General features: G+C 51.9%; 11 protein-coding genes, 1 tRNA gene and 3 rRNA genes. 4 read left to right on the plus strand and 11 right to left on the minus strand.

Annotation, left to right across the window (positions count from 1 at the left end; translation table 11 throughout):
* The first annotated feature begins 337 nt into the window (after positions 1-337).
* The 3 genes from GKC68_RS21270 (at position 338) to uxuR (ending at position 4,227) form a co-directional block, all read left to right on the plus strand.
* Entirely contained in the window at positions 338-1,867 is a 1,530-nt protein-coding gene (locus GKC68_RS21270; RefSeq protein WP_028721873.1) for an MFS transporter, read from the plus strand.
* Between the two features lie 120 nt (positions 1,868-1,987).
* Positions 1,988-3,250 (plus strand): glucuronide uptake porin UidC, encoded by a 1,263-nt coding sequence (gene uidC / locus GKC68_RS21275; protein ID WP_342656485.1) that lies wholly within the window; start codon positions 1,988-1,990, stop codon positions 3,248-3,250.
* A 206-nt stretch (positions 3,251-3,456) separates the two neighbouring features.
* Positions 3,457-4,227, plus strand: coding sequence for a Uxu operon transcriptional regulator (gene uxuR, locus GKC68_RS21280; RefSeq protein WP_247101189.1), 771 nt, complete (start codon positions 3,457-3,459; stop codon positions 4,225-4,227).
* Here the strand turns inward: uxuR and aceK are convergent.
* From aceK to GKC68_RS21310, 6 genes are all read right to left on the minus strand, one after another.
* Positions 4,185-5,990 (minus strand): bifunctional isocitrate dehydrogenase kinase/phosphatase, encoded by a 1,806-nt coding sequence (aceK, locus tag GKC68_RS21285; RefSeq protein ID WP_110983312.1) that lies wholly within the window; start codon positions 5,988-5,990, stop codon positions 4,185-4,187. The genes uxuR and aceK overlap by 43 nt on opposite strands.
* 58 nt (positions 5,991-6,048) lie before the next feature.
* On the minus strand, positions 6,049-7,350 hold the full coding sequence (aceA, locus tag GKC68_RS21290) for an isocitrate lyase (protein ID WP_028721869.1): 1,302 nt from the start codon (positions 7,348-7,350) through the stop codon (positions 6,049-6,051).
* 17 nt (positions 7,351-7,367) lie between these two features.
* Positions 7,368-8,966 (minus strand): malate synthase A, encoded by a 1,599-nt coding sequence (gene aceB, locus GKC68_RS21295; RefSeq protein ID WP_342656486.1) that lies wholly within the window; start codon positions 8,964-8,966, stop codon positions 7,368-7,370.
* Between the two features lie 261 nt (positions 8,967-9,227).
* Positions 9,228-10,157, minus strand: coding sequence for a homoserine O-succinyltransferase (metA, locus tag GKC68_RS21300; protein WP_013024132.1), 930 nt, complete (start codon positions 10,155-10,157; stop codon positions 9,228-9,230).
* A 179-nt stretch (positions 10,158-10,336) separates the two neighbouring features.
* Complete coding sequence (locus tag GKC68_RS21305; RefSeq protein WP_247101187.1) at positions 10,337-11,062, minus strand: substrate-binding domain-containing protein; 726 nt, start codon at positions 11,060-11,062, stop codon at positions 10,337-10,339.
* Complete coding sequence (locus GKC68_RS21310) at positions 11,031-12,101, minus strand: ABC transporter substrate-binding protein (RefSeq protein ID WP_047714725.1); 1,071 nt, start codon at positions 12,099-12,101, stop codon at positions 11,031-11,033. Before GKC68_RS21310 ends, GKC68_RS21305 begins: the two co-directional genes overlap by 32 nt.
* Positions 12,102-12,700: 599 nt before the next feature.
* Here GKC68_RS21310 and GKC68_RS21315 point away from each other — a divergent pair.
* Positions 12,701-12,916 (plus strand): DUF1471 domain-containing protein, encoded by a 216-nt coding sequence (locus tag GKC68_RS21315; protein WP_014606960.1) that lies wholly within the window; start codon positions 12,701-12,703, stop codon positions 12,914-12,916.
* A 373-nt stretch (positions 12,917-13,289) separates the two neighbouring features.
* Here the strand turns inward: GKC68_RS21315 and rrf are convergent.
* The 5 genes from rrf to GKC68_RS21340 form a co-directional block, all read right to left on the minus strand.
* Positions 13,290-13,405, minus strand: a 5S ribosomal RNA gene (rrf, locus tag GKC68_RS21320).
* The gene (locus tag GKC68_RS21325) at positions 13,392-13,535 is read right to left on the minus strand and encodes a hypothetical protein (RefSeq protein ID WP_158541463.1); all 144 of its coding nucleotides are present in this window, start codon (positions 13,533-13,535) and stop codon (positions 13,392-13,394) included. Before GKC68_RS21325 ends, rrf begins: the two co-directional genes overlap by 14 nt.
* Positions 13,536-13,613: 78 nt before the next feature.
* Positions 13,614-16,517 (minus strand): 23S ribosomal RNA (locus GKC68_RS21330).
* Positions 16,518-16,729: 212 nt separating this feature from the next.
* Positions 16,730-16,804: transfer RNA gene (locus GKC68_RS21335), tRNA-Glu, on the minus strand.
* A 92-nt stretch (positions 16,805-16,896) separates the two neighbouring features.
* Positions 16,897-18,438: ribosomal RNA gene (locus GKC68_RS21340) — 16S ribosomal RNA — on the minus strand.
* Together the 16S, 23S and 5S rRNA genes with 1 tRNA gene alongside form the textbook arrangement of a ribosomal RNA operon.
* Positions 18,439-18,797: the final 359 nt, after the last annotated feature.

The raw sequence follows: 18,797 nt of genomic DNA on the forward strand, positions 1-18,797 counted from the left end.
GACTGATTACCATGCGTTCGCACTACAGACAAAAAAATACACTGACAGATAATCAACATAGCCTTCACTGTGTTGACTTAACCACCCTTAACACTGGTTAACCAAAATAAAGTTCATTCGATATTAAATGTCGAAACCTGAACAAACCAATTATTTCAAACATTAAAGCCAACAAAAAATAAAAAAGGAGGAACAATTATTTAAACAAAGCGCCGATCCAATTTAACCGTTTCTCCCATTACAAATTAACTAAAGAATAATTCTCTTCATCTTCACGATCGCATAACAACCTGAAGATGTTTTCTGACTGTTACGCTGAATTAATCAAGGGAACATTATGATGACAACAACAATACCGCCACGCAGGAAGGTGGGCACGGGCACCGCAATAGGCTATGGCATTACCGATATTTTTGGCGGTGGCTCCATGGCGCTAATTGGGACATGGTTGCTTTTTTTCTATACGACATTTTGTGGTCTTTCGATGCTCGAGGCGAGCTCCATTTTTGCTATTGCCCGCATCATTGACGCTATTCTCAGCCCGATAATGGGCTATATCACCGATAAGTTTGGCAGCACCCGCCTCGGTAAACGTTTTGGCCGACGCCGCTTCTTCCTGCTCATCAGCGCACCGCTGATGTTTATCTATGCGCTGGTCTGGGTCAGCGACATGAGCTACTGGTACTATCTTGGGACCTATCTCGCGGTTGAGTTACTGGTGGCGATGGTGTTGGTGCCCTGGGAAACCCTGGCGGCAGAGATGACCAACGATTTTGGTGAGAGAACCCGTATGGCGGCAATCCGCCTGACGTTTTCACAGGTGGGCACCTTCCTCACCGCCTCAGTACCGGGCATTATGATCCAGTATTTTGGTCAGGACTCTGCCCTGACATACACCTACACCGGCATTCTGTTTTCATGCCTGTTTTTTATTGTGGTGCTGATTACCTGGTCCTGTACCTGGGAATCGAAAGACATGAACCCCGAAGAGTTTGAGCGACTTAACGCCGGGCCGAGTATTGGACTGATATCCCACCTGAAAAATATGTTTATCGAGCTGGCCACCACCTTCAAAATCAAAATATTCAGACAGCACTTGATTATCTATATTTCATCTTTTACGGCGCTGGATATTTTCATAGCGGTGTTCGTTTATTTCGTCGTATATGGCCTGAGTCTGGATGCGGCAAACGCGTCAGCCTATCTTTCGATTGCCACCTCCGTATCCATTCCCGCAACGCTGCTTTTCATGTTTATGCTGGACAAGCTGAATATCAGGCCCGCCCTGGCCATGCGTATTTCTTATCTGTGTATTTTTGCTGTACTCGGTTATCTCATTTTGATGTATATCGGCCATAGCGCTGTGTCTTCCTGGTGGCTCACCACGTTGGTATTTGTTCTGTTAGGTTTTGGCCGCGCTGGGCTTTATTTTATCCCCTGGAATATTTACAGCTTTATTCCTGATGTGGATGAAATGGTTACACGTCAACGGCGTGAAGGCGTCTTTGCTGGCGTGATGACGCTGATGCGTAAAAGTACTGTGGCCGTCGCAATTATGATGGTCGGTGCCGTACTGGAGCACAGTCATTTCGTTAAAGGGCAGTTAATTCAGCCAGAAAGTGCGCTGAATGCAATTACTGGTCTGCTGGTCTTTGGCACCGGTGGTTTATTACTCATCAGCTTATATATGACCTTCAAATTTAAGCTGACCCGTGAAACGCATCGGGTTCTGGTGAAAGAAATTGATCGTCTTAAGGCCGGCGGGAATAAAGCCGACTGTACACCCGAAACCAAAGTCGTGGTGAAGGCCCTGACCGGCTACGACTATGAACAGGTGTGGCAGCAGGATAATAACGCACGCCCTTAATTCAACCAGGCCAGTTCTTGAGTGGGTTGCACGTTACGCATGGCTGATCCCATTGGATAGCAGCCCGTTCTGCCTGCGCCTGAACGTAATGAAAATACTTAATACGCCAGGGATTCCTTTATGAACACACGTTTTTTTCGCTGCATGGCCATCGCTTTGCTGCTGTGTCCCTCGCTGCTGTACGCCGCAGCCATCAATGATAATGAAGACAGTTTAAGAATTCGTTTAAAGAATGATTTTCGACGAGCAGATAAGCCGAGTGCAGGTAGCGGGCGTGATATCTACGCCTGGGTACAAGGCGGACTCATTGATGTGAACACCCGCTACTATTCTGACTTTATTGGTATCAGCGCGGGTGCCTATTACGTTTACAAACTGGGGGCGAAAGACGGCTGGAGCACCCGCTACTATCTGGATGGGCACGATAGTTTTGGCGTGGCAGTCGGCGCGGTCAAGCTTAAACCCGCCGATAATCTCTACTTAACCATTGGGCGGTTTGGTACCGACTATGGTTACGGCAGTCTCCCCTACCGCATTCCCCTGATTGCCGATAATTCGTCTCGCACGATACAGACGATTTCTGAAGGCGTCCTGGCCCGTTTTGAGGCAACGGAAAACCTGGAATTCTGGTCGATGTGGCGTAAACGCGCCTTCTACTATGTCGATTCAGCAACCGGCGTGCGTGATGAAGGGGTGATTGACAGCGCAACAGGTCAGTATCATCCCCGCCGGGGACGCGGCTATTTGGTGGGATCATGGCACGATGCCGCGTCACGCTATTCGTTGGGGGCGTCTTATCAGCAAGATGTCTCAACACAGGTGCAGAGCATTTTCGAAAAAACGCATACCTTTTCTAACGACCACGCGCTGAAATGGGAGCTTATGGGATTTTATGGTCAGGTAGAAGGGATGAGTAAGCCTCTTAGTTACCATCACGAGACCGCCTTAATTTCCGGGCGCTTAACCTACTCTTTTGCTAAGGCAAGATTGTTCGGCGCCGTGGGCAAACTGACCCATGATATCGATGGGCGCATTGTCTACACCGATATTGGCTATCCCGACTCCCTGAGCATCGACCGCAACAAGGAAAACATGTTCTCCGCGCAGTTTGGCGGGCAGTATTTCTTAAATCAAAACGTCGGTGTCATGCTGGGGCCAATTATTACCAGAGGTTACGAAGACAAGCAGCGTAATACTAAAATTAACGGGCTCGGACTCATGGGAGCAGTGATGTATAACGTTACCGATGGGCCATTCAAAGGACTGAATATGTACGTGGCTGCTGACCGTGCCAGAGAGAAGCGGCCCGGCAGCGCGCTGGGCGATAAACTTTATTACTGGGATGTGAAAACCGGCGTGCAATACGATTTTATGTTGAAGTAACGACGCATCCATTATGTCGCACAGCTGTTTCAAAAGTGGCATCGCATGATGTCACTTTTAATAAAAACCGCAACCAATTGTTAAATAAAGGATATATTTTCTTTTTATCTGGTCAACCAGTTTATCTTAACGTGCGCAAAATCCTGTTACCTTACCCGTTGGGTGATATAGTTTTCGCCGGAACGGTATCTGACGGGAGCATAATTATGAGGTCTGTCTCTCAGCAGCGGCCCTATCAGCAAGTGGGTATGAAAATCCGGCAACTGATTCTGGAGACGCCTTACCGCTCGGGTCAGCGCTTGCCGCCAGAACGTGAAATTGCTGACATGCTCGACGTCAGTCGCACCGTGGTTCGCGAGGCGTTGATTATGCTGGAAATTGAAGGGCTAATCGAAGTCAGACGCGGTGCTGGTATTTATGTGGTGGAGCACAAAAACCCATTACGTATTGAAGAAGTGAACACGCATTTTTGCAACGATGCCGGCCCGTTTGAACAGCTTCAGGCACGACAGCTACTGGAAAGTAATATCGCCGAATTCGCCGCGCTTCAGGCCACGCGAGAAGATATCGTCAAAATGCGCCAGGCCCTGCTGTTAGAAGAGCGCGAACTGGCAAGCTGCTCGCTGGAAAACTCAGAGAGCGGTGACATGCATTTTCATCTTGCCATTGCCGAAGCCACGCATAACAGCATGCTGGTCGAACTGTTTCGCCAGTCCTGGCAATGGCGTGAAAATAACCCAATGTGGATTCAGTTGCACAGTCACCTGGGCGATACGCTTTATCGTAAAGCATGGTTGATCGATCACCGACAGATTCTTGCTGCACTCATCAAGAAGGACGCACGCGCTGCAAAGCTGGCGATGTGGCAGCATCTTGAAAACGTGAAACAGCGCCTGCTGGAGTTTTCCAATGTTGATGACCTTGATTTTGATGGTTATCTGTTTGATTCATGGCCGCTGGCAAAAACGGACGGCTGAATGCCTGCAATAGCAGGCAAGCGCGACGACGTTGTCAACGTGCTGCCGTATCGGATGCAGAAACGCTGGGCATGCTGCCAGGCGATCACGTCCTCAATATGCCCCTGAGCGATGCGCTGCTGTTGTGCACGCCACCAGCTCGCCTCAAAAATTTCCGGATGCCGCTGTTGCAGTAGTGCGCCTGTGGCAGGCTCGCTGCATAACGCATAGCGAAAGGTTTCAGGAAAGACGTCATCCGGCCCTACGCTGTACCAGGGCTCCGCACTGAGCTCATCTTCTTCATATCGCGCCTGAGGAACCTCACGAAAATTGAGTTCCTGCATAGGGCGGATTTCATCGTAATCGTAAAACACGACGCGCCCGTGTCGGGTGATGCCAAAGTTTTTAAACAGCATATCGCCGGGAAAGATGTTGGCGGCAGCCAGTTGTTTGATCGCATTGCCATACTCTTCAATGGCATGCTGGCGCTGGTTTTCACTGGCCTGCGCCAGGTAAAGATTCAGGGGCTGCATCCGACGTTCCAGCCAGAGGTGGCTGATGATCAGGCGATCGCCCTCAATACGTATCTTTCCGGCAATCGTGTGTTGAAATTCCTCAAGTAGCGCGGGAGCGATACGCGCGAGCGGCAACGCAAACTGTTCAAAAGCCTGTGTATCGGCCATGCGCCCCACGCGGTCGTGCTCTTTGACCTGCTGATAACAGGCCCTGACCTGCATTTCTGTGACCTCTTTTTGCGGTGCAAACCGATCTTTGATGACTTTAAATACCCGATCAAAGCCCGGTAATGTGAACACCAGCATCACCATGCCTCGAATACCCGGTGCGATCTCAAACGCGGCGTCGGTTTGCGCCAGCGCCTGGAGATATTCCCGATAGCTTTCCGTTTTGCCATGTTTTTGACAGCCGATAGCCATATAGCGCTCTGCCAGCGTTTTACCCGGCAATACAGGTTTGAGCCAGGCCACCAGCGCCGCCGGCAGCGGCGCATAGACCATGAAATAAGCGCGGGCAAAGCCAAACACGATGCTCGCGTCATTGACGTCCGTGAGGCAGGTATCAATCCACAGTTCGCCCCTATCGCTGCGCTGAATCGGCAACAGACAGGGAAATATACCGTCGGGCAGGTGCAGCCGGGCAACAATCCAGGCGGTTTTGTTGCGAAAAAAAAGCTCACTGCAAACATCCAGCCAGCCCTGCGCCAACTGGGCGGCGGAAAACTGCTCGTGCAAATGACGGTAAATCCACGCCTCATCGCGCGCCTGGTCCTGCCATGGCAGCGTTAAAGGCAGGTCGCGCAGTACCTGATGGAACAGCGCTTGCCAGCCCTGATGTGGCAAGTAGGTTCGCGCCAGAGGGCGCGCAGGGGAAGTTTGCGTTGAGGCTGGCTGAGAGCTGAAAATAAACAGGCGTTTCGGCTGCAGTGCATTATGGCCATGCAACCGGCAGTACACCGAATTAAAGAAGCTCTCGGCAATTTCGTAGCGCGGATAGCCGGGCAACAGGGTTTCGTAATGGCTTTTAATCGTCAGCCAAAAGTCATCGTCCCAGTGTGCCGCCCCGTTCAGCACGCGCAGTTGATCGGCGACTAATGCCACGTGATGATCATAAAGATGAATACGCGCCTTCATCGCCTGCTGTACCGCCTGCCATTCGGCCTGTTCAAAACGCTGTTGTGCGCCTGCGGTAATATCGAGAAAACGGCCATACTGCGCGTCAAAACCCTGCAGAATGGTGTGAGCAATCAGTGATTCGCGTGGCGGCATGATTCACTCCTGAAAAAGCCCGCCCGCAGATGCTGGGCGGGAAAGACACAGACTCAACTCAAAACTGATGCTCCTCGGTGGACCCTGTCAGGGCCGTCACCGATGACTTGCCGCCCTGAATCGTGTTGGTCACCTGATCGAAATAGCCTGTTCCGACCTCCTGCTGATGCGATGAAAAGCTGTAACCCCGTTCTCGCGCAGCAAACTCCGGCTGCTGAACTTTTTCCACATAATGGCGCATGCCTTCGCCCTGAGCGTAAGCGTGCGCAAGATCGAACATGTTGAACCACATGCTGTGGATGCCCGCCAGCGTGATGAACTGAAAGCGATAGCCCATGTCACTGAGCGCCTGCTGGAAGGCCGCAATGGTTTTGTCATCCAGATTCTTTTTCCAGTTAAACGAAGGCGAACAGTTGTAAGCCAGCAGCTTGCCTGGATAGCGGGCGTGAATCGCATCGGCAAAACGCTGGGCCATGGCCAAATCCGGGGTGGAGGTTTCACACCAAAGGACATCGGCGTAAGGGGCGTAAGCCAGTCCACGGCTGATTGCCTGCTCAATGCCGGCGTTGGTGCGGAAAAAACCTTCCGCCGTGCGGTCGCCGCGTATAAAGGGGCGGTCGTATTCGTCACAGTCAGACGTGATCAGGTCTGCGGCATCCGCATCGGTCCGCGCCAGCAGGATCGTGGGTACGCCCATGACATCAGCAGCCAGACGCGCCGCCACCAGCTTCTGTATCGCCTCCTGGGTTGGCACCAGCACCTTACCGCCCATATGACCGCATTTCTTCACCGCCGCCAGTTGATCTTCAAAATGCACGGCCGCCGCGCCTGCGCTGATCAATGACTTCATCAGTTCAAACGCATTCAGCACGCCACCAAAGCCCGCTTCTGCATCAGCGACAATAGGCAGAAAATAGTCGATATAGCGGCTGTCTCCCGGTTCTGTGCCGTTAGCCCACTGAATCTGATCGGCGCGCTGGAATGTCTGATTAATACGGGTGACCACCTCAGGCACGGAGTTGACCGGATAAAGCGACTGATCCGGATACATTTGCCCTGCTACGTTGGCATCGGCAGCGACCTGCCAGCCAGACAGGTAGATCGCTTCTATACCGGCCTTTGCCTGTTGCAGAGCCTGACCGCCCGTTAATGCTCCCAGACTGTTGATATAGCCTTTTTTAGCGTCGCCATTGAGCAGCGACCAAAGCTTCACCGCCCCCCGCTCTGCCAGAGTACAGGCCGGCACAACAGAGCCCCGCAGGTTAATCACTTCCTCTGCGCTGTACGGGCGGGTAATGCCCTGCCAGCGCGCGTTCTGCCACTGTTTTTCGAGTTGCTGAATATGTTGAGTACGTGTCATGGCAACGGCTCCTTAAGTCAGGGAAGCAGGCGGTAGCCTGGCAGAGTCAGAAAGGAAACCAGTTCGTCCTGGGTTGTGATCTGCGCCATCAGGCGCGCCGCTTCCTCATAACGACCGGAACTGAATGTCTTATCGCCCAGATGCATCTGTAGCGTTTGCAGCTCATCGTTCAGCAGCTGCTGGAAGAGCGCGGCCGTAACCGGCTGTCCATCGAGCAACGATTTCTGATGGCGGATCCATTGCCAGATTGAAGTCCGGGCAATTTCTGCAGTTGCCGCATCTTCCATCAGGCCATCGATGGGGACACAGCCATTGCCGCTAATCCAGGCTTCCAGATACTGCAACGCCACACGAATGTTAGCGCGCATGCCCGCTTCGGTTCTGTCACCTTCACAAGGTGCCAGAAGCTGCTCTGCCGTTATCGGGCTGTCATCCAGCCGCAGAACCTGCAGCTGATTGGGACGCTCGCCTAACACGGCGTTGAACACCGACATCGCCGTGTCTGCCAGACCGGGATGCGCTATCCAGGTCCCGTCATGTCCGTTGTTAGCTTCACGCTGTTTATCTTCAGTGACGCGCTGCAGCACCCATTCATTGCGCGCGCTGTCCTTGCTGGGGATCAGGGCTGACATGCCGCCCATAGCAAAAGCACCACGGCGATGGCAGGTTTGGATCAGCAGTCGTGAGTAAGCATCCAGAAACGGCTGAGCCATGGTTACAGACTGCCGGTCGGGCAGAATCCGATCGGCATGTTCGCGCAGCGTCTTGATGTAGCTGAAAATATAATCCCAGCGGCCACAGTTCAGCCCCACGATATGATCCCGCAGATTCCACAGGATCTCATTCATCTGGAATACCGCCGGTAGCGTTTCGATCAATACGGTGGCTTTTATGGTGCCGCGAGCCAGATCAAAACGATCCTCGGCAAAGCTAAAGATATCCCGCCACCACGCAACTTCCTGCCAGCTCTCAGTTTTAGGCAGATAAAAATAGGGACCACTGCCTTTTGCCAGTAAGGCTTCCGCGTTATGAAAAAAGTAGAGTGCAAAATCAAACAGACCACCGGGAATCGCATTGCCCTGCCAGCTGACATGTTTTTCAGACAGATGCAGTCCACGTACCCGGCACATCAATACCGCAGGATCGGCCCGTAGCTGATAGATTTTTCCGTTCTCGCTGGTATAGCGCAGCGTTCCCGCCACGGCTTCCCGTAAGGTTTGCTGTCCGTCAATGAGTTTCTCCCAGCAAGGTGCCAGCGAGTCCTCAAAGTCGGCCATAAACACTTTTACGTTAGCATTCAAGGCGTTAATCACCATTTTGCGATCGGGCGGACCGGTGATCTCAACGCGACGATCCTGTAAATCAGCCGGAATACCACGAATCGTCCACGCTTGCTCTCTTATGGAAACCGTTTCCATATCAAAGTCCGGTAACCCGCCGGAATCGTACTCTTTTTGCCGGACCTGACGTGCGGCTAACAATGTCTCACGCCGGGGTGCAAAACGCGTCACCAGTTCCTGCAGAAAAGCGATGGCATCGGGAGTAAGCAACTGCTTTTCCGCATCGCTAAAGGGTTTACTGAAAAGTAATTCACTGTTGATAACCGAGTCTGTCATGTCTGCTCTCTCCTGTTTTCAGGCGGATCAACATGGATGATCCACAGATAGGGTAATTATTGAGCTACAGGATCAGAGCATATTCATTTTAATTTTAAAATCAAAAACTATTTCCATTTTTAATAAATAAACGACCTATCATCATGATTAATAAATGATTTATTTTATTTTTTAACAGGTAATACTTTTCACTCACGTTTTACAGACGAAAAAAAACCGTGCTGCCAGCGGCTAACACGGTTCAGTTGTCGCTAAAAAGGATTATTCCAGCGTGGGATTCATATGGCGCAGATCAAACGGCGTAATCTGGTAGACGTAATAATTCAGCCAGTTTGAAAACAGCAGGTTGCCATGGCTACGCCAGGTGGCGCGCGGTGTAAGCTGCGGATTATCCTGTGGGAAATAGTTATAGGGTACTTCAGGATTCAGCCCGGCTTCATAGTCGCGTTGAAACTCTCCCGCCAGCGTCAGTGCATCGTACTCCGGATGCCCGGTCACAAACGCCAGCCTTTTGTCTTTGCTCGCCATCAGATACGCGCCGGTTTGTTCCGATTCAGCAAATAATTCCAGATCGGTATAATCCGTGATGAGCTGCGTCGGGAAATCAGCGTAACGTGAATGGGGAGCGAGGAAATTATCGTCGAATCCCCGCGTGAGTAAGGAATGGGGATGCAGTATTTGATGCTCAAAGACGCCCGCCAGTTTAGTCTGCCGGGTCTGTTTAGGAATACCATATAAAATGTTTAATGCCGCCTGGACGGCCCAACAGACAAACAGCGTTGAGGTAACATGATCTTTCGCCCACTCTAGCACCTGTTTTATCTGCGGCCAGTAAGCCACATCGTTAAATTCAACAAGGCCAAGCGGCGCACCTGTCACGATTAAGCCGTCGTAGTTGTCGTGCTGAATATCGTTAAAATTGCAGTAGAAGTTGTTGAGATGATCGCTGGGTGTATTCCGCGACTCCCGGCTGTCGATGCGCAGTAGCTGGATATCGATCTGCAGCGGTGAGTTAGAGAGTAAGCGCAGAAACTGGTTTTCCGTCTCAATCTTCTTGGGCATGAGATTAAGAACCAGCACTTTAAGCGGACGGATCTCCTGAACACTGGCACGTGACGACGTCATCACAAAGACGTTTTCGTTACGTAAAAAATTCACTGCCGGTAATTCATCGGGGACCCTGATTGGCATAGCTTAATCACCTCTAGTAACCATATATACGTTTAGACATCCAGACAGCCAAAGATAACCAGTTAAAGGCTAAATGTCGAGTCTGCATATCAACAGGTGAAAAAGTTTCAAGGCGCGGGCAGAGATGTGACATCTCGCTAAGCGCGCCCCTGCGAAAAAGAAATTGAAAGCCTGTTCTGTCACTGGCTGAGGGACAGAAAACCGTACTGGCGTAAAATCTGTTGCGCCGTATCGGAACCCAGGAATGCCGCGAGCGGCCTGGCCGCGGCGGACAGCGTGGCCCAGCCGTATCGTGCCTGGACATTGTAAGCGGAAGGAATGTTAAAAACCCGAAGCTGGGAAAAACGAGCCAGGCGAGGCGCATAGCTGGCGTAACCGATAAACAGCTCAGCATGGCCCGTATTGATAATCCACTGTGCTGCCAGGTCACCCGCAGGCACAGGCAAGCTGCCTGGTCCGCCAACCATAGCGATCGCTCTTTGCCTGAGTGCATCGCCACAACCGGGATGGTGCTGTTCGATATGGTCAAACAACAGCAGGGTGTAATCACCTGCGGGATCGCAAAGCGGCGTTGAGGTTCCCAGCCGCAAATCCTCACGGCGTAATAGCGACAGCCAGTCGTCCTGTTCAATGACGCAATCACGTTTAGCCGTCAGGCAAAGCCTGTTATTTGTAAAATGGCCGGTATGATCTGCCAGGCCTTGTTGGCGCAGCTTTTCTGGATGCTGTAGGTCAGCCGAAACAAACAGGTCGCATATTTCACCCTGTTCAATGCGCTGACGCAGCAGACCGGCTGGCCCGTACAGAGTATTTGCTGTTAAGCCGGATTCGGCATGGAAGGCCGTCATGAGCATCTTCCACACGTCACGTAGGCTACCTGCTGCCAGAACCTGTAGATTTCTCATGGTATGACGTCCGGTAGAACCGTTGATACCAGCGATTAGCCTGCTGCTGCATATCGATGTCGCGGAATTTATCAGGGTAGAGTTTCTTCGCCATCCACAGTTCACCTAACCCTATGGCCTCCGGCATGGGATAGCCCCATGCCTTGGCATACTCAGGCATCAGCCATACCCGGTGATGTTTCACTGCATCAATGGTTCGCCAAAGGGGATTCTGTTGAATCTCCTTTACCACTTGGGGATAGCGGTCCTGCACGAAGATGACCTGTGGGTTCCATACGACAACCTGCTCCATGCTGACCTGCCTGAATCCCTGAATCGACGAGGCCGCCACGTTAAGGGCACCGGCATGCGCCATCATCAGGCCGGTATATTTACCCGCTCCATAGGTGGTCAGATCGGGATTAGCCATATAGGCGCGAACACGCTGCTGCTCAGGAATATTTTTGAGACGGTCGGTGACGATCTGACGACCGGCGAATGCCGCTGAGATTAACGCTTTGGCCTGCTGCTGCCTGTTGACGACTTCCCCAATCAGCGTAATCCCCTCTCTTATACCCAGGTCGTACGCCTGATCTTCGTTTTGCATATTGGGGTTGATCTCATCCTGCTGTCCGGCCTCGTCATGGCGCAATGAAATTGCCAGGACCGGAATACCCAATGCAGAGATTTGGTCAATCATCTCTTTTGGCGCATAGTTAGTGACAAATACCACCTGTGGATGCAGCGCAACCAGCTTTTCCAAATCCACGTGGGTTAAATCACCCAGCAGCGCTTTATGCGTCAGTTGAGGTACCAGCGTCGCGTAATTGTCCCCTAGCTGCTGCTTCCAGTTAGCGAGAATCCCTACGATTTTATCTGTCGCGTTTAACTGCACCAGGAGATTCAGCGTTTGATGCTGAAGCACGACCACACGGTCAACCCGATCTGGAATCGTAACGGTGCGGCCAATTTGATCGGTCACAACACGGCTGGCATAACTGTTTAAGGCGGTAAGCGTCACTATGCCTGCAAGCGTCAGGCGCTTTAATGTTGTATTCAATGAGGTTTCCCCGAAGCGTAATGCAATAGATTATATAGCGCTTATCCGGCGCCAGGTAGCCTCTTGATGCGCATACCTGACCGCTGCTGTACTCCTTTACCCGGTGTCCGGATCGGCGTCACCGAAACACCAGAAAGGTAAAAAGAGAACGGAGGCGCTAAAACCAATAAGTCTGCTGAACAGGCCTTTAACGGAATCATGTTGACAGCTGACAGCGGGATACAGCTTCGCCCTGGGTGGTCAGGGCTTTGTGATCGTACTCAGGCTGTACAGGCGAAGGTCAGATAAATCACTGTGCGGACGATTTGACGGTTTTTTAGATTACGAGCTGGTCAGCAGGCATAGCTGAAAAGTGCATCTCACTATGCGCTGTAAACAATCAGGCTGAAAGATATTCCAGTGTATAGTTATATTATTCCAGTATTAAATCCCTACAGATTTAACCTGCTGATATTCTCTTTTACACACTGAAAATAATGCTAGCAGCTTGATATTAATTAGAGCACAGGGCGTTAATTTAAAACTGCACATACTCTGCTAGTTTAATTTTAACGGAGCCAGACAGACTCCTTCATCAACTGAAATAAAGGGGTAATATTATGAAAATCAATAAAGTAACGTCAGCTGCTGCTGCCGTGGCATTTTCATTGATGTCTTTCGGTTGTTTTGCACAAACCGTCTCTGCCACTTCATTAACACTGGATGGCGCGGTCTCTAAAATTGCCAGACAGGCGAAACAACAAGGCGATCATTTTAGAGTTATCAGTGCAGACACCAATAATTATGCCCACGTAACCGCTGAGTTATATAAATAATAACGGCGCTAAAAAAGCACGCGACCGGCTGTTTTTAAACGCATTCCGCGTTTTTAAAATAGCTGGTCTTTTTTTTTCTTTAATTAATGCTGCCCATCTTATCCAACTCAACCAGACGATCTTCAACGATTTTAAGGCATTTTTTAAGATGCCTACTGATAATAGCCTGCCTGGCGCGTACAAGATGACGTGCCTGTGTTTTACGTCGCTCCGCCACTGCACCCGTGCCCTGCTGCAGGTTCACCCTTGCGCGCTAAACGCCGGTAAAGGTAGGCATCCGGCCCGGAACGGCGCAGAGACCAGGGGTTATCCGGCAGATCGCAGACGTAAAAAAGCCCTGAACGTCAGTTCAGGGCTTCTTCACTTGTTTGATGCCTGGCAGTTCCCTACTCTCGCATGGGGAGACCCCACACTACCATCGGCGCTACGGCGTTTCACTTCTGAGTTCGGCATGGGGTCAGGTGGGACCACCGCGCTACAGCCGCCAGGCAAATTCTTTGTGCCGAAACGCCTCTTTTACACCGTGACCGCGTTGCCATCGCTCAGCCACACCGGTCACATACTTCTGTATGCTCCCGCTGATGTCTTCGCTCTGCGCCTTGTCACGCCGCAAAATCATGCGTTTCCGCAGATTCTTTATCCGGGAAACAATGCTGAAAATTCTTCTGTCTCTCAACCAAAACGCCTCTGGCGTTGTAAGGTTAAGCCTCACGGGTCATTAGTACCGGTAAGCTCAACGCATCGCTGCGCTTACACACCCGGCCTATCAACGTCGTCGTCTTCAACGTCCCTTCAGGAGCCTTAAAGGCTCAGGGAGAACTCATCTCGGGGCAAGTTTCGTGCTTAGATGCTTTCAGCACTTATCTTTTCCGCACTTAGCTACCGGGCAGTGCCACTGGCGTGACAACCCGGACACCAGCGGTGCGTTCACTCCGGTCCTCTCGTACTAGGAGCAACCCCCCTCAATTCTCCAGCGCCCACGGCAGATAGGGACCGAACTGTCTCACGACGTTCTAAACCCAGCTCGCGTACCACTTTAAACGGCGAACAGCCGTACCCTTGGGACCTACTTCAGCCCCAGGATGTGATGAGCCGACATCGAGGTGCCAAACACCGCCGTCGATATGAACTCTTGGGCGGTATCAGCCTGTTATCCCCGGAGTACCTTTTATCCGTTGAGCGATGGCCCTTCCATTCAGAACCACCGGATCACTATGACCTGCTTTCGCACCTGCTCGAGCCGTCACTCTCGCAGTCAAGCTGGCTTATGCCATTGCACTAACCTCCTGATGTCCGACCAGGATTAGCCAACCTTCGTGCTCCTCCGTTACGCTTTGGGAGGAGACCGCCCCAGTCAAACTACCCACCAGACACTGTCCGCAGCCCGGATTACGGGCCTACGTTAGAACACCAAACATTAAAGGGTGGTATTTCAAGGCCGGCTCCACGCAGACTGGCGTCCACGCTTCAAAGCCTCCCACCTATCCTACACATCAAGGCTCAGTGTTCAGTGTCAAGCTGTAGTAAAGGTTCACGGGGTCTTTCCGTCTTGCCGCGGGTACACTGCATCTTCACAGCGATTTCAATTTCACTGAGTCTCGGGTGGAGACAGCCTGGCCATCATTACGCCATTCGTGCAGGTCGGAACTTACCCGACAAGGAATTTCGCTACCTTAGGACCGTTATAGTTACGGCCGCCGTTTACCGGGGCTTCGATCAAGAGCTTCTCCTTACGGATAACCCCATCAATTAACCTTCCGGCACCGGGCAGGCGTCACACCGTATACGTCCACTTTCGTGTTTGCACAGTGCTGTGTTTTTAATAAACAGTTGCAGCCAGCTGGTATCTTCGACTGCCTTCAGCTCCACCCGCGAGGGGTTTCACCTACCGACAGCGTGCCTTCTCCCGAAGTTACGGCACCATTTTGCCTAGTTCCTTCACCCGAGTTCTCTCAAGCGCCTGGGTATTCTCTACCTGACCACCTGTGTCGGTTTGGGGTACGATTTTGTGTTACCTGATGCTTAGAGGCTTTTCCTGGAAGCAGGGCATTTATCACTTCAGCACCGTAGTGCCTCGTCGTCACGCCTCAGTGTAAAGTGAACCGGATTTGCCTGGAACACACACCTACACGCTTAAACCGGGACAACCGTCGCCCGGCTGATATAGCCTTCTCCGTCCCCCCTTCGCAGTAACACCAAGTACAGGAATATTAACCTGTTTCCCATCGACTACGCCTTTCGGCCTCGCCTTAGGGGTCGACTCACCCTGCTCCGATTAACGTTGAACAGGAACCCTTGGTCTTCCGGCGACAAGGTTTTTCACCTTGTTTATCGTTACTTATGTCAGCATTCGCACTTCTGATACCTCCAGCAGCCCTCACAGGCCACCTTCGACGGCTTACAGAACGCTCCCCTACCCAACAACACATAGTGTCGCTGCCGCAGCTTCGGTGCATGGTTTAGCCCCGTTACATCTTCCGCGCAGGCCGACTCGACCAGTGAGCTATTACGCTTTCTTTAAATGATGGCTGCTTCTAAGCCAACATCCTGGCTGTCTGGGCCTTCCCACATCGTTTCCCACTTAACCATGACTTTGGGACCTTAGCTGGCGGTCTGGGTTGTTTCCCTCTTCACGACGGACGTTAGCACCCGCCGTGTGTCTCCCGTGATAACATTCTCCGGTATTCGCAGTTTGCATCGGGTTGGTAAGCCGGGATGGCCCCCTAGCCGAAACAGTGCTCTACCCCCGGAGATGAGTTCACGAGGCGCTACCTAAATAGCTTTCGGGGAGAACCAGCTATCTCCCGGTTTGATTGGCCTTTCACCCCCAGCCACAGGTCATCCGCTAATTTTTCAACATTAGTCGGTTCGGTCCTCCAGTTAGTGTTACCCAACCTTCAACCTGCCCATGGCTAGATCACCGGGTTTCGGGTCTATACCCTGCAACTTAACGCCCAGTTAAGACTCGGTTTCCCTGCGGCTCCCCTATACGGTTAACCTTGCTACAGAATATAAGTCGCTGACCCATTATACAAAAGGTACGCAGTCACACCACGAAGGTGCTCCCACTGCTTGTACGTACACGGTTTCAGGTTCTGTTTCACTCCCCTCGCCGGGGTTCTTTTCGCCTTTCCCTCACGGTACTGGTTCACTATCGGTCAGTCAGGAGTATTTAGCCTTGGAGGATGGTCCCCCCATATTCAGACAGGATACCACGTGTCCCGCCTTACTCATCGAACTCACAGCCTGTGCACCTTTGTGTACGGGAGTATCACCCTGTACCCTGCGACTTTCCAGACGCTTCCACTGATGCACAAGCTGATGATGGTTCTGGGCTCCTCCCCGTTCGCTCGCCGCTACTGGGGGAATCTCGGTTGATTTCTTTTCCTCGGGGTACTTAGATGTTTCAGTTCCCCCGGTTCGCCTCATACAGCTATGTATTCACTGCATGATAGTGTGACGAATCACACTGGGTTTCCCCATTCGGGTATCGCCGGTTGTAGCGGTTCATATCACCTTACCGGCGCTTATCGCAGATTAGCACGCCCTTCATCGCCTCTGACTGCCAGGGCATCCACCGTGTACGCTTAGTCGCTTAACCTCACAACCCACAGGCGTTTTACGCTGCGTGTCATGAGCTTTTGAGAGACTCGAACACATTGTCATCATTCTTTATTACGGAAGAATGCGACCCTGTGTCGTTTCAAATTTTCAGCTTGTTCCGGATTGTTAAAGAGCAAATATCTCAAACGTGACCCTGAGGCCAGTTTTGAGATACTTTGTGGAGACACCTTTCACCTGTCACCAAGCAAGTGGCGTCCCCTAGGGGATTCGAACCCCTGTTGCCGCCGTGAAAGGGCGGAGTCCTAACCGCTAGACGAAGGGGACACGTACGCGTGTCTCGACTTCGCAGCCGTCTTGCTTCTTTATCTTTCTATCAGACAATCTGTGTGAGCACTTCGCGGGAAAGTATCTTCAGGTAAGGAGGTGATCCAACCGCAGGTTCCCCTACGGTTACCTTGTTACGACTTCACCCCAGTCATGAATCACAAAGTGGTAAGCGCCCTCCCGAAGGTTAAGCTACCTACTTCTTTTGCAACCCACTCCCATGGTGTGACGGGCGGTGTGTACAAGGCCCGGGAACGTATTCACCGTGGCATTCTGATCCACGATTACTAGCGATTCCGACTTCACGGAGTCGAGTTGCAGACTCCGATCCGGACTACGACGCACTTTATGAGGTCCGCTTGCTCTCGCGAGGTCGCTTCTCTTTGTATGCGCCATTGTAGCACGTGTGTAGCCCTACTCGTAAGGGCCATGATGACTTGACGTCATCCCCACCTTCCTCCGGTTTATCACCGGCAGTCTCCTTTGAGTTCCCGACCGAATCGCTGGCAACAAAGGATAAGGGTTGCGCTCGTTGCGGGACTTAACCCAACATTTCACAACACGAGCTGACGACAGCCATGCAGCACCTGTCTCACGGTTCCCGAAGGCACTAAGGCATCTCTGCCGAATTCCGTGGATGTCAAGAGTAGGTAAGGTTCTTCGCGTTGCATCGAATTAAACCACATGCTCCACCGCTTGTGCGGGCCCCCGTCAATTCATTTGAGTTTTAACCTTGCGGCCGTACTCCCCAGGCGGTCGACTTAACGCGTTAGCTCCGGAAGCCACTCCTCAAGGGAACAACCTCCAAGTCGACATCGTTTACGGCGTGGACTACCAGGGTATCTAATCCTGTTTGCTCCCCACGCTTTCGCACCTGAGCGTCAGTCTTCGTCCAGGGGGCCGCCTTCGCCACCGGTATTCCTCCAGATCTCTACGCATTTCACCGCTACACCTGGAATTCTACCCCCCTCTACGAGACTCAAGCCTGCCAGTTTCAAATGCAGTTCCCAGGTTAAGCCCGGGGATTTCACATCTGACTTAACAGACCGCCTGCGTGCGCTTTACGCCCAGTAATTCCGATTAACGCTTGCACCCTCCGTATTACCGCGGCTGCTGGCACGGAGTTAGCCGGTGCTTCTTCTGCGGGTAACGTCAATCAACAAGGTTATTAACCTTGTTGCCTTCCTCCCCGCTGAAAGTACTTTACAACCCGAAGGCCTTCTTCATACACGCGGCATGGCTGCATCAGGCTTGCGCCCATTGTGCAATATTCCCCACTGCTGCCTCCCGTAGGAGTCTGGACCGTGTCTCAGTTCCAGTGTGGCTGGTCATCCTCTCAGACCAGCTAGGGATCGTCGCCTAGGTGGGCCATTACCCCGCCTACTAGCTAATCCCATCTGGGTTCATCCGATAGTGAGAGGCCCGAAGGTCCCCCTCTTTGGTCTTGCGACGTTATGCGGTATTAGCCACCGTTTCCAGTGGTTATCCCCCTCTATCGGGCAGATCCCCAGACATTACTCACCCGTCCGCCACTCGTCACCCGAGGAGCAAGCTCCTCTGTGCTACCGTCCGACTTGCATGTGTTAGGCCTGCCGCCAGCGTTCAATCTGAGCCATGATCAAACTCTTCAATTTAAAGTTTGATTTGCTGAAACCAGTTCAGCGATGCTCAAGGAAAACGTCGTAATGAATTTATTACGTGTTCACTCTTAAGACTTGATATTTTTTACGTCCGGAGACGCTGATATCAATCCTGCGAGTGCCCACACAGATTGTCTGATAAATTGTTAAAGAGCAGTGCGAACAGCGGGTTAACCGTCTGTCGCGAGGTGGCGTATATTACGCTTTCCTCCTTCAGAGTCAACCTCTTTTTTCAGAAGTTTTTCTCCGGCGGTTCAGTCTCCTGAACCCTCTCAACACCGCATTCCGTAAGCCGTTGTGCCGTGTCGATGGAGGCGCATTATAGGGAGTTCTCTCTGGCTGACAAGGGCTAA

It is taken from the genome of Pantoea sp. RSPAM1, from assembly GCF_038816185.1.
Classification (GTDB): Bacteria; Pseudomonadota; Gammaproteobacteria; order Enterobacterales; family Enterobacteriaceae; genus Pantoea; species Pantoea ananatis.

What these genes read in the sequence shown, in the direction of transcription:
- GKC68_RS21325 (WP_158541463.1), bottom strand. Translation starts at nt 13,535, where the DNA reads ATGATTTTGCGGCGTGACAAGGCGCAGAGCGAAGACATCAGCGGGAGC.
- GKC68_RS21305 (WP_247101187.1), bottom strand. Translation starts at nt 11,062, where the DNA reads ATGAGAAATCTACAGGTTCTGGCAGCAGGTAGCCTACGTGACGTGTGG.
- metA (WP_013024132.1), bottom strand. Translation starts at nt 10,157, where the DNA reads ATGCCAATCAGGGTCCCCGATGAATTACCGGCAGTGAATTTTTTACGT.
- uidC (WP_342656485.1), top strand. Translation starts at nt 1,988, where the DNA reads ATGAACACACGTTTTTTTCGCTGCATGGCCATCGCTTTGCTGCTGTGT.
- aceK (WP_110983312.1), bottom strand. Translation starts at nt 5,990, where the DNA reads ATGCCGCCACGCGAATCACTGATTGCTCACACCATTCTGCAGGGTTTT.
- aceA (WP_028721869.1), bottom strand. Translation starts at nt 7,350, where the DNA reads ATGACACGTACTCAACATATTCAGCAACTCGAAAAACAGTGGCAGAAC.
- aceB (WP_342656486.1), bottom strand. Translation starts at nt 8,966, where the DNA reads ATGACAGACTCGGTTATCAACAGTGAATTACTTTTCAGTAAACCCTTT.
- uxuR (WP_247101189.1), top strand. Translation starts at nt 3,457, where the DNA reads ATGAGGTCTGTCTCTCAGCAGCGGCCCTATCAGCAAGTGGGTATGAAA.
- GKC68_RS21270 (WP_028721873.1), top strand. Translation starts at nt 338, where the DNA reads ATGATGACAACAACAATACCGCCACGCAGGAAGGTGGGCACGGGCACC.
- GKC68_RS21315 (WP_014606960.1), top strand. Translation starts at nt 12,701, where the DNA reads ATGAAAATCAATAAAGTAACGTCAGCTGCTGCTGCCGTGGCATTTTCA.